13 protein-coding genes are annotated in these 14,496 nt (G+C 65.9%); 7 read left to right on the forward strand and 6 right to left on the reverse strand.

Annotated features, from left to right (window positions below):
• Positions 1-96 precede the first annotated feature (96 nt).
• Complete coding sequence (argH, locus tag KBI52_RS24155; protein ID WP_371823207.1) at positions 97-1,497, reverse strand: argininosuccinate lyase; 1,401 nt, start codon at positions 1,495-1,497, stop codon at positions 97-99.
• Between the two features lie 198 nt (positions 1,498-1,695).
• On the opposite strand from argH, the gene KBI52_RS24160 reads away from it, so the two are divergent.
• From KBI52_RS24160 to KBI52_RS24185, 6 genes are read left to right on the forward strand one after another with little or no spacing between them, the layout of a single operon-like run.
• Positions 1,696-3,297 carry an ABC transporter substrate-binding protein gene (locus tag KBI52_RS24160; protein WP_210272201.1) on the forward strand — a complete coding sequence of 534 codons (1,602 nt, stop codon included), beginning with the start codon at positions 1,696-1,698 and terminating at the stop codon, positions 3,295-3,297.
• 7 nt (positions 3,298-3,304) lie between these two features.
• On the forward strand, positions 3,305-4,363 hold the full coding sequence (locus KBI52_RS24165; protein WP_371823208.1) for an ABC transporter permease: 1,059 nt from the start codon (positions 3,305-3,307) through the stop codon (positions 4,361-4,363).
• Positions 4,363-5,295 (forward strand): ABC transporter permease, encoded by a 933-nt coding sequence (locus KBI52_RS24170; protein ID WP_210812000.1) that lies wholly within the window; start codon positions 4,363-4,365, stop codon positions 5,293-5,295. Before KBI52_RS24165 ends, KBI52_RS24170 begins: the two co-directional genes overlap by 1 nt.
• Complete coding sequence (locus KBI52_RS24175; RefSeq protein WP_173948465.1) at positions 5,292-6,128, forward strand: ABC transporter ATP-binding protein; 837 nt, start codon at positions 5,292-5,294, stop codon at positions 6,126-6,128. The genes KBI52_RS24170 and KBI52_RS24175 overlap by 4 nt, the downstream gene beginning before the upstream one ends.
• 15 nt (positions 6,129-6,143) lie before the next feature.
• Positions 6,144-6,923: an ABC transporter ATP-binding protein gene (locus KBI52_RS24180; RefSeq protein WP_210812001.1), complete on the forward strand. Its 780-nt coding sequence runs from the start codon at positions 6,144-6,146 to the stop codon at positions 6,921-6,923.
• 36 nt (positions 6,924-6,959) lie between these two features.
• Positions 6,960-8,027 carry a dipeptidase gene (locus KBI52_RS24185; RefSeq protein ID WP_173948467.1) on the forward strand — a complete coding sequence of 356 codons (1,068 nt, stop codon included), beginning with the start codon at positions 6,960-6,962 and terminating at the stop codon, positions 8,025-8,027.
• A gap of 144 nt (positions 8,028-8,171) precedes the next feature.
• On the opposite strand, the gene KBI52_RS24190 is transcribed toward KBI52_RS24185, so the two are convergent.
• The 4 genes from KBI52_RS24190 to KBI52_RS24205 form a co-directional block, all read right to left on the reverse strand.
• Positions 8,172-9,011 (reverse strand): ABC transporter permease, encoded by an 840-nt coding sequence (locus KBI52_RS24190; RefSeq protein WP_210812002.1) that lies wholly within the window; start codon positions 9,009-9,011, stop codon positions 8,172-8,174.
• Between the two features lie 4 nt (positions 9,012-9,015).
• A complete protein-coding gene (locus KBI52_RS24195; protein ID WP_173948469.1) occupies positions 9,016-9,885 on the reverse strand; it encodes an ABC transporter permease in 870 nt (289 codons plus the stop codon).
• Positions 9,882-10,979, reverse strand: a complete 1,098-nt coding sequence (locus KBI52_RS24200; protein ID WP_173948470.1) for an ABC transporter ATP-binding protein — start codon at positions 10,977-10,979, stop codon at positions 9,882-9,884. The genes KBI52_RS24195 and KBI52_RS24200 overlap by 4 nt, the downstream gene beginning before the upstream one ends.
• 175 nt (positions 10,980-11,154) lie before the next feature.
• A complete protein-coding gene (locus KBI52_RS24205) occupies positions 11,155-12,228 on the reverse strand; it encodes an extracellular solute-binding protein (RefSeq protein WP_210812003.1) in 1,074 nt (357 codons plus the stop codon).
• Between the two features lie 170 nt (positions 12,229-12,398).
• Between KBI52_RS24205 and pip the strand changes: the two genes are divergently transcribed.
• Positions 12,399-13,343: a prolyl aminopeptidase gene (gene pip, locus KBI52_RS24210; RefSeq protein WP_210812004.1), complete on the forward strand. Its 945-nt coding sequence runs from the start codon at positions 12,399-12,401 to the stop codon at positions 13,341-13,343.
• Positions 13,344-13,532: 189 nt separating this feature from the next.
• Here the strand turns inward: pip and KBI52_RS24215 are convergent, their stop codons facing one another.
• Entirely contained in the window at positions 13,533-14,318 is a 786-nt protein-coding gene (locus KBI52_RS24215; RefSeq protein ID WP_173948473.1) for a 3-hydroxybutyrate dehydrogenase, read from the reverse strand.
• Positions 14,319-14,496: the final 178 nt, after the last annotated feature.

Raw genomic sequence — 14,496 nt, forward strand, 5'->3', positions numbered from 1 at the left:
CCGCTGTCGGCAATATGGCGATGGTGTCCCGCCCTATCAAGGCCTCGGGGACCGTTCCTCCTGGGCCTAGAAAACAAGGGTTAATGGGCGAGCCGGTCAAACCCGCTCACGCCACCAGGCGACCTGCTCGGCGACGCGGACCGGAGACGTTCCGCCGAAGCTCGTGCGGGAGCGGACGGAGTTCTCGACCCCGAGCACGTCGTAGATGCCCTGGTGGATCTTCGGCTCAACGGCCTGCATGGCGTCCAGGGGCAGCTCCTCGAGGGTGCAGCCGCGCTTCTCCGCCTCCGAGACGATGCGGCCCGTGACGTGATGGGCGTCCCGGAACGGGATGTCGAGGCTGCGCACCAGCCAGTCGGCGAGATCGGTCGCTGTGGAGAAACCCGCCCCGGCCACCGCGGCCATGCGCTCGGGCACCGGCTCCAGGTCCTGGATCATGCCGGTCATGGCGGCCAGCACGATCTCGATGGTGTCAGCGGCATCGAAGAGCGGTTCCTTGTCCTCCTGGGTGTCCTTCGCATAGGCGAGCGGCAGGCCCTTCATGACGGTCAGGAGGGACACCAGGGAGCCGACCACGCGGCCGCTCTTGCCGCGCACCAGCTCGGCGGCGTCGGGATTGCGCTTCTGCGGCATCATGCTGGACCCGGTGGTCCAGCGGTCCGGCAGGCGGACGAAGCCGAAGGGAGCTGACATCCAAATGATGATTTCTTCCGCCAAACGTGACAGATGGACGGCGCAAATGGAAGCCGCCGCCATGAACTCCAGGAGGCTGTCCCGGTCCGAGACCGTGTCCAGCGAATTGCGGGTCGGGCCGTCGAAGCCGAGCGCCTTGGCGGTCATGTGCCGGTCGATGGGGAAGGACGTGCCGGCGAGCGCACCTGCCCCGAGGGGGCACTCGTTCAGGCGCCGGCGGGAATCCCGAAATCGGCCGCGGTCCCGGCCGAACATCTCCACATAGGCCATCAGGTGGTGCCCGAAGGTCACCGGCTGGGCGCTCTGGAGGTGGGTGAAACCCGGCATCACCGTGGCGGCATGGGCCTCGGCCTTGTCGAGGAGCGCCCTGATCAGGATGGTCAGCTGCTCGTCGGTCCGGTCATGGGCCTCGCGCACCCAGAGCCGGGTGTCGGTGGCGACCTGGTCGTTGCGGCTGCGGGCCGTGTGCAGGCGGGCGGCCGGATCGCCGACGATCTCGCGCAGCCGGCTTTCCACGTTCATGTGGATGTCTTCGAGCGCTGTCGAGAAGGTGAAGGAGCCGGACTCGATCTCGCCCAGGACCCGCTGGAGCCCCTGATGAATGGCGTCCCGGTCGCTCTCGGCGATGATTCCCTGCTTTGCCAGCATGGCGCTGTGGGCGATGGAGCCCTGGATGTCCTGGGAAGCCAGGCGCTTGTCGAAATCGATGGACGCGTTGATGGCCTCCATGAGGGCGCTGGGCGAGGACGAGAACCGCCCGCCCCACATGGTGTTGGCACCGGATTTCTTGGCTTCTTCAGACACGGGTGTTCATCCAGAAAGAGGGTCGGGCTCGCCTTTGCCACACTTTGCCCCCCGAGGCCAAGCCGGATCGCCGTCTGCCCTCCCGTTGGGCAGCCTGCGCAATGTTTGCCAGTTTAAAACCAGTTGCTGGACTCGACATCTTTTGTGTGATTTGCATTCATACTGGCGCAACAACAGGCGCTTAGAGCGCCGAAGGGAATGGCCATGAAGCGACTTCCGAAATTTCTCCTATCCGCTGCTCTGGTTGCCACCATGGCGACCTCCTTCTCCGCCGTTATGGCGGCGACCCCGCCGGACACCCTGGTCCAGGCCTGGCAGAGCGACGACATCATCTCCCTGGATCCCGCCGAGGTGTTCGAGTTCAGCGCCTCCGAGATCATGGGCAACACCTATGAGCGTCTGGTTGCCTACGACGTGAAGGACGTGTCGAAGATCTACGGGCAGGTGGCCGAATCCTGGACCGTCTCGCCGGACGGAAAGACCTACACGTTCAAGCTGAAGCCCAACCGGAAGTTCGCCTCCGGCAACCCGATCACGGCCGAGGACGTGGTCTACTCGCTCCACCGAGCCGTGTCGCTCGACAAGTCGCCGGCCTTCATCCTGGGCCAGTTCGGCTTCACGAAGGACAACGTGAAGGACAAGATCAAGCAGACCGGCCCGCTCGAGCTCACCGTCGAGGTCGACAAGCCCTACGCGCCGACGCTCGTCCTCTACTGCCTGGGCAACTCGGTCGCGTCGATCGTCGACAAGAAGCTTCTCGTGCAGAACGAGAAGGACGGCGACTGGGGCTATAACTGGCTGAAGACCAAATATGCCGGCTCCGGCCCGTACATCATGCGCGACTGGAAGGCCAACGAGGTCCTGGTCCTCGAGCGCAACCCGAACTACGAGAAGAAGACGCCCCTCGCCCGCGTGATCTTCCGCCACATCAAGGAGACCGCGAGCCAGCGCCTCCTGCTCGAGAAGGGCGATATCGACGTGGCGCGCAACCTGAATCCGGAAGAGATTACCGCGGTGTCCAAGAACCAGGACATCAAGATCGCGAGCGCGCCCAAGGGCACGGTCTACTATCTCGGCCTGAACCAGAAGAACCCGAACCTCGCCAAGCCCGAGGTCCGGCAGGCGCTGAAGTACCTGGTCGACTATCAGGCGATCGCCGACACCATCATGAAGTACAAGGGTGACGTTCACCAGAACTTCCTGCCCAAGGGCTTCCTGGGCGCCGAGACCAACAATCCGTACAAGCTCGACGTCGCCAAGGCGAAGGAGCTGCTGGCCAAGGCCGGCCTGAAGGACGGGTTCTCGGTCACCATGGACACCCGCTCCACCTCCGAGATCATGGGCATCGCCCAGGCCATGCAGGCGACCTTCGCCCAGGCCGGCATCAAGCTCGAGATCCTGCCGATGGATTCCAAGCAGGCCCTGACCAAGTACCGGGCTCGCCAGCAGGACATCTATATCGGCAACTGGGGCTCGGACTATCAGGACCCGAACTCCAACGCGGACACCTTTGCGGCCAACGACGACAACTCGGACAATGCGAAGGCCAAGCCGCTCGCCTGGCGCAACGCCTGGGATCCGGGGCCGCTGACCGCCAAGACCCGCGCGGCCGTGATGGAGCGCGATGCGGAGAAGCGCGCGCAGACGTACAAGGAGCTGCAGAAGTCGGTTCTCGACGACGGTCCGTTCGTGATCTTCCTGCAGCAGACCGAAGTGGCGGCCGTGCGCAAGAACGTGGACAACTTCGTCCTCGGCCCCTCCTTCAGCGACAACGACGTGTCCCAGGCGAAGAAGAACTGACGCTTCGATGGTTTCAGCAGTCATGAACGGGGGCGGAGGGCACGTCGGTGCCCTCCGCTCCTTCCTTAAGAAAGTCGTCCAGTTCGTCATCGTCCTGGCGACGACCCTTCTCGGCCTCGTGGCCGTCACCTTCTTCATCGGCCGCGTCGTGCCGATCGATCCGGTCATTGCCATCGTGGGCGATCGGGCCTCCCCTCAGGTGTACGAGCGCGTCCGCCAGGAACTCGGCCTCGACCTGCCGCTCATCCAGCAGTTCTGGATCTATCTGAAGAAGGCCGTCACGGGCGATTTCGGCAATTCGGTGCTCACCACCAATCCGGTGCTGACGGACATCGCCAACGCGTTTCCGGCCACCCTGGAGCTCGCCACGCTCGGCACGCTGATCGGCGTGATCGTGGGCATTCCGCTCGGCGTCCTCGCGGCGGTCAAGCGCGGCAGCTTCATCGACCAGTTCGTGCGCGTGCTCGGCCTCGCCGGCTACTCGATCCCGATCTTCTGGCTCGGCCTCATGGGTCTGCTGCTGTTCTACGCCAAGCTCGGCTGGGTGGCGGGTCCGGGCCGCATCGACGTGACCTATTCCTATCTCTACACGCCGGTCACCAACATCGTGCTGCTCGACACCGCCATGCAGGGCCAGTGGGACGCGTTCTGGGACGCGGTCTCGCACATCATCCTGCCGGCCTGCCTGCTGGGCTATTTCTCGCTTGCCTATATCAGCCGCATGACGCGCTCGTTCATGCTCAACGAGCTGGCCCAGGAATACGTAATCGCCGCGCGGGTGAAGGGTCTGTCGGAGGCCAGGGTGATCTGGCGCCACGCCCTGCGCAACGCGGCCGTGCCCCTGATCACGGTGATCGCCCTCTCCTATGCCAACCTGCTCGAAGGCTCCGTGCTCACCGAGACGGTCTTCGCGTGGCCGGGTCTCGGCCAGTACATCACCAATTCCCTGCAGAACGCCGACATGAACGCGGTGCTCGGCGGAACCCTCGTGATCGGGGCAGCCTTCGTGCTGCTCAATCTCGTGTCCGACCTGCTCTACCGCCTGCTCGATCCGAGGACCCGCTGATGGCCGGCTCCCCTGCTCTCTCCGAACCGAACGGCTGGCGGGCCTGGCTGCTCTCCGCCGAGCCGCATTCCCGCTGGCAGGCCCGCCTCGGCCGGTTCTATCTCGGCTGGCGGGTCTTCACCCGCAACCCGCTCGCGGTCGTGGGCCTCGCCATCGTGATCCTGCTGATCCTGGTGGCGCTCTTCGCCGACGTCATCGCGCCTTATTCACCCATCGCCGGCGGCGACCTGCGCACGCAGCGGCTGCTGCCGCCGAGCGAGACTTTCTGGCTCGGCACGGACGACCAGGCGCGCGACATCTTCTCGCGCATCATCTACGGCTCGCGCATCACCCTGTTCGTCGTGGTGCTGGTGGCCCTGATCGCAACGCCCATCGGGCTCTTCGTCGGCACCGTGTCGGGCTATCTCGGCGGCTGGGTCGACACGGTGCTGATGCGGATCACCGACATCTTCCTGGCCTTCCCGCGCCTCGTCCTGGCCCTCGCCTTCGTGGCCGCCCTGGGACCCGGCATCGAGAACGCCATCATCGCCATCGCGATCACGTCCTGGCCTCCTTACGCCCGCATCGCGCGCGCCGAGACCCTGATGATCCGCAACAGCGACTTCATCGCGGCCGTGAAGCTGCAAGGCGCCTCGACGCCGCGCATCATCTTAGGGCATGTGGTGCCGCTCTGCCTGTCCTCGCTCATCGTGCGCGTGACGCTCGACATGGCGGGCATCATCCTGACGGCGGCGGGCCTCGGCTTCCTCGGCCTCGGGGCGCAGCCACCGATGCCGGAATGGGGCGCCATGGTGGCCACCGGCCGCAACTACCTCATCGACCAATGGTGGGTCGCCGCCATGCCGGGCCTGGCCATCTTCGTGGTGAGCCTCGGCTTCAACCTGCTCGGCGACGGCCTGCGCGACGTTCTCGATCCGAAGGCCGCCAAATGACCAAGCCGCTTCTCGACGTCGAAGACCTGCGCGTCCGCTTCCACCTGCGCACCGGCACCGTGGAGGCGGTGCGCGGCGTGTCCTTCCAGCTCGGCCGCGAACGCCTCGGCATCGTGGGCGAGTCCGGCTCCGGCAAGTCCCAGACGGGCCGCGCCATCCTGGGGTTGACCCCTCCCCCGGGCGAGGTCACGGCCAAGCGCCTCGCCTTCGACGGGATCGACCTGCTCACCGCCTCGAAGCGGACCCTGCGCACCCTGCGCGGCGGGCGCATCAGCATGGTGATGCAGGACCCGAAATACTCGCTGAACCCGGTCATGACCATCGGCGAGCAGATCATCGAGGCCTATCAGGCCCACGCCAAGGCCGGCCGTGGGGAGGCCCGCGACCGGGCGCTCGCCATGCTGGAGGCCGTGAAGATGCGCGATCCGGCCCGGGTGTTCTCCCTCTACCCGCACGAGGTGTCGGGCGGCATGGGCCAGCGCGCCATGATCGCCATGATGCTCGTGACCGATCCCGATCTGCTCATCGCCGACGAGCCGACCTCGGCCCTCGACGTGACCGTGTCCATGGAGGTGCTGCGCATCCTCGACGAGCTCGTCGCCGAGCGCGGCATGGGGCTGATCTTCATCTCGCACGACCTCAAGCTCGTCTCCTCCTTCTGCGACCGGGTGCTGGTGATGTATGCCGGCCGTGTGGTCGAGCAGCTCGAGGCGAAGAACCTGCGCGAGGCGCAGCACCCCTATACGCAGGGGCTGATGCGCTGCCTGCCGACCCTGAAGGACGACGTTCGTCCGCTCCCCACCCTGAACCGCGACCCCGCCTGGGCGCAGTGACCGGTGACTGATCCGATGCTCGATATTCAGAATCTTCAAGTCGTCTTCGGCACGGGCCGCCTCAGGGTCGACGCGGTCAAGGACGTGAGCTTCCACGTGGAGCCCGGCGCCGCGTACGGGCTCGTCGGCGAGTCCGGCTCGGGCAAGTCGACAGTCCTGCGCGCCATCTGCGGCCTGGCGCCAATCACCAGCGGGCGTGTCCTGGTCGAGGGCAGGCAAGTCACCACGCCCCGCGGCAAGGACTTCTACCGCACGGTCCAGATGGTCTTCCAGGACCCCTACGCGTCGCTTCATCCGCGCCACACGGTCGACCGCACGCTCTCGGAACCGCTCGCCATCCACGGCGAAAAGGACGCGGAGGCGCGCATTCTGCAGGCCCTGCGCGAGGTGGGCCTGGGCCCCTCCTTCCGGTTCCGCTATCCGCACCAGCTCTCCGGCGGGCAGCGCCAGCGCATCGCCATCGCGCGAGCGCTGATCCTGCGCCCGAAGGTTCTGCTCCTCGACGAACCGACCTCGGCACTCGACGCCTCCGTGCAGGCGGAGATCCTGAACCTGCTCGACGACCTGCGCCGCAAGATGGGGCTGACCTATATCCTGGTGAGCCACGATCTCGCGGTCGTGGCCCATCTGTGCGAACGTCTTCTCGTCATGCGCCACGGCGAGGCCGTCGAGGAGACCACATCCACGGCCCTGCGCTCGGGGGTGACCTCGAACGCGTATACCCAGTCCCTGATCCAGGCGAGCCAGGGTTTTACGAGAGACGCGAAAGAGCCGGCCCGCTCCCTGGCCGGCTGACCCTGACATTCACTTCCAACCGCTTGGCACGAATCCATGTCCCGCTCCCCCCTGATGCCGGTCTTCGACGGCCACAACGATGTCCTCCTCCGCCTGATGCGCGGCAAGATCCAGCCGGAACAGGCCTTTCTCGAAGGCGACAACATCGGGCATCTCGACTGGCCGCGCATGAAGGAAGGCGGGCTCATTGGCGGGTTCTTCGCCGTTTACGTGCCGTCCGACAGCGTCGGCGTGGACGTGGACGCCTTGATGACCCAGTCCCGCTACGACGTGCCCCTGCCGCCCCAGCTCTCCCTGGCGACGAGCCAGCAGGTCACCGTGCACATGGCCTCGCTGCTCATCCGGATCGAGCGCGCCTCGAAGGGCGAGGTGAAGATCTGCCGCAGCGCCGCCGACATCCGCCAGTGCATCGATGCCGGCAGGCTCGCGGCCATCCTGCACATCGAGGGCGCGGAGGGCATCGACCCGGACCTGCATCTGCTCGACGTGCTCTACGAGAGCGGCCTGCGCTCCATCGGGCCGGTCTGGAGCCGCCCCAACATCTTCGGCCACGGGGTGCCGTTCAGCTATCCCTCGACGCCCGACACGGGTCCGGGCCTCACCGATCGCGGGCTCGCCCTGGTGCGCACCTGCAACCGGCTCAAGATCATGATCGACCTCTCGCACCTGAACGAGAAGGGATTCTGGGACGTGGCCCGGCTCTCGGACGCGCCGCTCGTCGCCACCCATTCCAATGCCTGGGAGATCTGCCAGCACTCGCGCAACCTCACGGACAAGCAGCTCGCGGCCATCCGCGAGAGCCGCGGCATGGTGGGCGTGAACTTCGCCACCTCGTTCATCCGTCCGGACGGCCAGCGCAACGACGACACGCCGCTCGAGGAGATGATCCGCCACATGGATCACCTGATCGAGCATGTGGGCGTCGAGGGCGTGGGCCTGGGCTCGGATTTCGACGGAGCGACGATCCCGGCCGAGATCGGCGACGTGCGCGGCCTGCCCCGCCTCGTGGACGCCATGCGCCGCCACGGCTATGACGAGGCCACCCTGCGCAAGCTCTGCTACGAGAACTGGGTGAACGTCCTGGAGCGCACCTGGGGGCGGTAGCGCCCCTGCCCCCTATCTTACCGAGACGATCCGCTTCCCTCCTCCGTCATGGCCGGGCTTGTCCCGGCCATCCCGATTGGAAGAGCGGTGTACCTTTCCGATCGGGATCACCGGCACAAGGCCGGTGATGACGTGGGCGGCCCCTTACCGCTCCGCCTTCGACGTGAGCGCGAAGATGCTCGCGATGCCGCCGACGCCGAGCATCAGCAGCAGGCTCACCGCGTTGATCGCCGGCGTCGCGCCCTCGCGCATCTGGCCGTACATGGTGATGGGCAAAGGCGGCTCGGACCCGACGAGCATCAGAGTCGTGTTGAAGTTCTCGAACGACATCAGCAGCGCCACGAGCCCGGCGCCGATGAGCGCGGGGCTCAGGAACGGCATCGTGATCGTGCGCAGCACCCTGGCGCGGCTGGCGCCCAGATCGAAGGCGGCCTCCTCGAGCGAGCGGTCGAACTTGCGCAGGCGCGCCGCGATGATGAGCGTCGCGATCGTGAGGATGAAGGAGAGCTGCCCCAGGATCACGAGCGGGAGTCCGGGGCGCAGGAGATCGAGATCGGTCTGGAAAAAATCCTCAAGCCCGTTCGCCACGCGCGAGAAGAAGGCGAGGATCGAGATGCCGAGCACCACGCCCGGGATCACGAGCGGCCAGAGCATCATCATGGCGAGTAAGGTCTTGCCGCGGAACTCGGCCCGCTCCAGCACCCAGGCGTTGACGGTGCCCAGCAGAACGGCGAGGAGCGCCACCGGGATCGCGACCCTGAAGCTGTTGCCGATGCTGCTCAGCCAGATCGGATCGGCCAGCACGCCCGGCTTGCCGAAGACAGCCCCGGAGCCGGTGAACCATTCGAGCGTGAAGCCGCGCCAGGGCGGCGACGGAAACGGGCTCGCGTTGAAGGCGAAAATCGCCACGACCAGCAGCGGCGCGAACAGGAACAGGTAGAACGCCGCGATGTAGAGCTTCCAGACGAGGGACGGTCGCTTCATGGGATCACGCCTGCTTCAGGGTGGAGCCGAGGCTCTGGCCGGTGAGGCGCAGGCCCAGCCACACGATGGCTGACGAGAGCAGCAGAAGCAGCATGCCGAAGGCCGCGCCCTGGGGCCAGTTGAAGCGCGTGATGAACTGCGCGTAGATCTGCTCGGTGAACCACAGGCCGTTCTTGCCGCCGAGCAGCACCGGCGTGGCGAAATTGCCCACGGTGAGCATGAACACGATGATCGAGCCCGCCACGATGCCGGGCATCGCGTGGGGGATGACGATCCGGCGCAGCACCGTCCATCGGCTGCCGCCGAGATCGAACCCCGCCTCGACGACGGCGGGCTCCAGGCTCTCCAGCGCATTGGCGAGCGGCACGATCATGAACAGCAGCCCGCCATAGACGAGGCCGAGGATCACGGCGCCGTCGTTGTAGAGCAGCTCCACCGGCTTGTCGGCGAGGCCGACGGCCCGCAGCGCATAGGAGATGACGCCGGTCTCGCGCAGCAGCATCATCCAGCCGAGCGTGCGCACCAGCTCCGACACCCAGAACGGCAGGAGGCAGAGCAGCAGCAGCATCGCCTTGACGCGTCCCCGCGCCACCCGGGCGATGTAGAGCGCGATCGGAAAGGCGAGCACGAGGGTGAGCGCCGTGACCAGGATCGACATGAAGGCGGTGCGCGCGAAGGTGCGCCAGTAGAGCGGCTCGGTGAAGAACTCGAGATAGTTCCCGAACCCGAAGGCATAGACCCGCGGGGCCACCCGCTCGCTGAACGACAGGACGAGGATCTCCACGTGCGGCAGCACGATGAGGAGCCCGAGCCACAGGATCGCGGGCGCCAGCAGCAGGAAGAGCGTGAGGCGCGAGGCCTGCTTCGTCATCATGCTGAAAAGACCCTCATGGCGTCCGCCGCCCAGCCCACATGGATCGGCGCACCGACCTCGATCCCCGCCAGGGGGCCCGCCTGCGGCAGCACGGCGCGTACCGGCTGCTCGAAGCCCAGGGTGTCGATGAGCAGGCTCGAATTGGCCCCGTCGAAGAGCACCGCCGAGACCCGGCCCTCGAAGCGGTTCGGGAGATCGCGCAAGGCCGGCTGGCTCGGAGCGAGCGCGATCGATTCCGGCCGCACGAAGGCGACGGCGGAGGCCTGCGGGACGCGGCCCGTTCCTTGCGTCACCGTGCCGGACGGCAGCTGCAGCGCGACCGTTCCGTCCGACGACGACACGATCTCGCCCTGCAGGCGGTTCGTCTCGCCCACGAAGCTCGCCACGAAGGGCGTGGCCGGGTTGTGGTAGAGCTCGCGCGGGCTTCCCACCTGCTCGAATTTCCCCTGGTTCATCACGGCGATGCGGTCGGACATGACGAGCGCTTCCGACTGGTCGTGCGTGATGTACACGAAGGTGGTGTTGAAGGTGCTCTGCAGCTGCTTCAGCTCGATCTTCATGTGCTCGCGCAGCTTGAGATCGAGCGCCCCGAGAGGCTCGTCGAGGAGCACGAGGGTGGGCTCGAGCACGAGGCAGCGGGCGATGGCCACGCGCTGCCGCTGGCCGCCGGACAGGGCCGTCACACGCCGTCCGCCGAATCCCTTGAGGCCGACGCGCTCCAGCATGCGCTCGGCGCGTCCTCGCGCGTCCTCGCGCGGCATGCCGCGGCAGACGAGCCCATAGGCCACGTTCTCGCCCACGCTCATCATCGGAAAGAGCGCGAGGCTCTGGAACACCATGTTGACCGGGCGCCGGTTGGCCGGAACGCCGATCATCGACTGCCCGCGGATGCGGATGTCCCCGGACGTCGGATGCTCGAACCCGGCGATCATGCGCATCAGGGTGGTCTTGCCGCAGCCGGACGGCCCGAGGATCGAGAAGAACTCGCCGGGGGCGACGCCGAACGTCACGTCGTCGACGGCCGCATGGCCGCCGAAGCGCTTTGTGACGCCGACGATGTCGAGATCGTTTGCAGGATGGGTTGAATCTGCCATGACGCTGCCGCGCAAAAGATCATCCCCTGGACAAGCGCATCGGGCGGAAACGTGGGACCGGCTTTCCGCCTCGAACGACGCGCTTTGGAAACGAGCATCGGATGGATCCCAAAAGTGGTGTCCACTTTTGGGATCCGATGCCTGCCGGGGGATGATGATACTCCAGGATGGGCTTTTACGAACCGGCCTTCAGGCGGTCGAGGACCTTGCCCTCGATCTCCTCAATGCCGGCCGGCACCGCCGGATACCACTTGATGTTGTCGATGGCGGCCTTCGGGAAGCTCTCGGCGAACTGGTCCTTCAGCTTGCCCTGCATGAGCTTGTCGGCGCCGTTCGAAGCCGTGAAGTTGCCGGCGGTCGCAGCGACTTTCGCGGCGATCTCAGGCTTCATGTTGAAGTTGATCCACTTGTAGGCCGCGTCGTCGTTGCGGCCCTTGGCCGGGATCGCGAAGGTGTCGACCCAGCCCAGGGCGCCGGACTTGGGCGCGATGAACTTGATGTCCTGGTTCTCGGAGTTGAGCTTCCACCCGCCCGTGTCCCAGGCCATGGCGGCCACCACCTCGCCGGACCGGAGGGCGTTGAGGAGCTGGTCCTTGCCGTCCCAGAAGAACTTCACGCTCTTCTTGCACTCGGCGAGCTTGGCCCCGACCTCGTCCATCATGGCCGTGTAGGCCTTCGGGTCGTTATAGGACGCGAACGGGTCCATGCCGTTGGCGAAGGCGAACGCGATGAGCGCCGGGCGCTTGGCGCGGAAGCTGGTCTTGCCGGCCAGGGCCTGGTCGCAGAGATCGTTGTAATCGGCGACCTTCGGGGCCGCCTTGGTGTTCACGATGAGACCGTCCGTGCCCCAGATGTGGGGAACGCCGTAGACCTTGCCCTCGACGGTGGTGTTCTTCTTGGTCGCTTCCAGCATGGAGGCGATGAACTGATCCGACTTGAGCTTGGACAGGTCGAGCGGCTTGTAGATGCCGAACTCCGCCTGCGGGCCGGCGATGCGGTCCTGGCTCGGCTGGACCAGATCGAAGCCGGCGCCCTGCGTGGCGCGGAGCTTCGAGATCATCTCCTCGTTGTTCGAGAGCGTAACCTCGACCTCGATGCCGGTTTCCTTGGTGAACTGGTCCATCACGTCCTTCGGAACGTAATCGGCCCAGGTCAGGAGCCGCAGCTTCTCGGCGGCCTGCGCCGAGCCGACGACCATGAGAGCGGCCAGTGCCGTAGCCAGCTTCAAGCCGGCGCGTTTCGTCAACATCCTCGTCCTCCAATGTGGTTGGGCATTTTTGCCCTTGTTCCCCAGTTGCAAAACTATATGACAGTTGAACGACGCGCTAGGGGGTTCGAAGCCGGCTCATAAACCCTTCGACGGCTGACAGCCTCCCCTCGCCCCGCTATGGGTATGCTTCCCTTGATGGAGCTTTCGCGATGCGCACCTTCTACCCCGAAATAGAACCCTACGATCACGGCATGCTCGATGTCGGCGACGGTCATCGGGTCTATTGGGAATTGTGCGGGAATCCGAAAGGAAAACCCGTGGTTTTCCTTCACGGCGGGCCGGGCGGCGGCTGCACGCCGACCCAGCGCAGGCTGTTCGATCCGGAGAAATACCGGATCCTGCTCTTCGATCAGCGCGGCTGCGGCCGCTCGACCCCCTATGCCAGCCTGGAGGCCAACACCACCTGGGATCTCGTGGCCGATATCGAGCGCCTGCGCGTCATGATCGGTGTGGACAAGTGGATGGTGTTCGGCGGCTCCTGGGGCTCGACCCTGGCGCTGGCCTATGCCGAGACCCATCCGGAGCGGGTGACCGAGCTGGTGCTGCGCGGGATCTTCACCCTCCGTCGCCCGGAGCTGCTCTGGTACTACCAGGAGGGCGCTTCCTGGATCTTCCCGGACAAGTGGGAGGGCTTCCTCGCGCCGATCCCCGAGGACGAGCGCGGCGACCTGATGGCCGCCTATCGCAGGCGCCTGATCGATCCCGATCCGGCCGTCCGGGCGAAGGCCGCCAGGGCCTGGAGCCTTTGGGAAGGCGAGACGATCACGCTCCTGCACAATCAGGATTACAGCGACCAGTTCGGCGACGAGCACTACGCGGTGGCGTTCGCCCGGATCGAGAACCACTACTTCGTCCATGAGGGCTGGCTCGAGGACGGGCAGCTCATCCGCGACGCCCACCGGCTGAAAGACATTCCGGGCGTGATCATCCAGGGCCGCTACGACATCGCGACCCCGCCGAAGACCGCCTGGGATCTGCACAAGGCCTGGCCGGAAGCCCGCTTTATCATGGTGCCGGACGCCGGCCACGCGGTGAGCGAGCCTGGGATCACGCATCATCTCATCGAGGCGACGGACGCGTTCGCACAGATTTAGGGCGGACGCCGTCCGACGCGACGCAACCCTCCCGTCGTCCTCCGCACGTCATGGCCGGCTTCGTGCCGGCCATCTCGATGGGAAAAGCGCGGGTCTCAAACAAGTGGGATCACCGGGACAAGCCCGGTGATGACGTGAGAGGGTTGTACCGGGCAGTACGAGGCAACACCCACAATAGCGTTGCAGCTCTTACTTCGCCGTCCAGCCGCCATCCATGGACAGGTTGGCGCCCGACATCTGGCTCGCGGCGTCCGAGCACAGGAACACGGCGAGCGCCGCCACCTGATCGACGGCCACGAACTGCTTGGTGGGCTGGGCTTCGAGGAGCACGTCGTTGATCACCTGCTCCTTGGTCATGTTGCGCGCCTTCATGGTGTCGGGAATCTGCTTCTCGACAAGCGGCGTCCAGACATAGCCGGGGCTGATGCAGTTGACCGTGATGCCGTCGGTCGCCACCTCGAGGGCCACCGTCTTGGTGAGGCCCGCGATGCCGTGCTTGGCCGCCACATAGGCCGACTTGAACGGCGAGGCGACGAGCGAATGGGCCGAGGCCGTGTTGATGATGCGGCCCCATTTGCGCGCCTTCATGCCGGGCACGGCGGCACGGATGGCATGGAACGCGGACGAGAGATTGATCGCGATGATCTGGTCCCATTTCTCGACCGGGAAATTTTCCACCGGCGAGACGAACTGGATGCCCGCATTGTTGACCAGGATGTCGACGCCCCCGAAGGTCCGCTCGGCGAGGCGGATCATCTCCTCGATCTCGTGCGGCTTCGACATGTCGGCCGCCGAATAGATTGCCCTGACGCCGAACTCGCTCTCGATGCCGGCCCGCTCCTTCTCGATGGCATCCGCATCGCCGAAGCCGTTGATGACCACGTTGGCGCCTTCCTTTGCGAAGGCCCGGGCGATGGCGAGGCCGATGCCGCTGGTCGAGCCGGTCACGACGGCTGTCCTGGATGTCAAAGTCATGCTCTACTCCATCAAAGCCTGGGCTCCAGGCATCATTGCAAGGGTGGCATACCACGGAGGGCGCCGCCGGGGTGAGCCTAGCAAAAAGAAGCATGCCGGGATGATCCCCCGGCAAGGCCCTCATCTGCTTCCGACGCATGGCGCCTTGGATCGACGCCCCGTTGCCGGATCGTCGGCA

Origin of the sequence: Microvirga sp. HBU67558 (genome assembly GCF_018069605.1) — a bacterium.
Lineage (GTDB): Bacteria > Pseudomonadota > Alphaproteobacteria > Rhizobiales > Beijerinckiaceae > Microvirga > Microvirga terrae.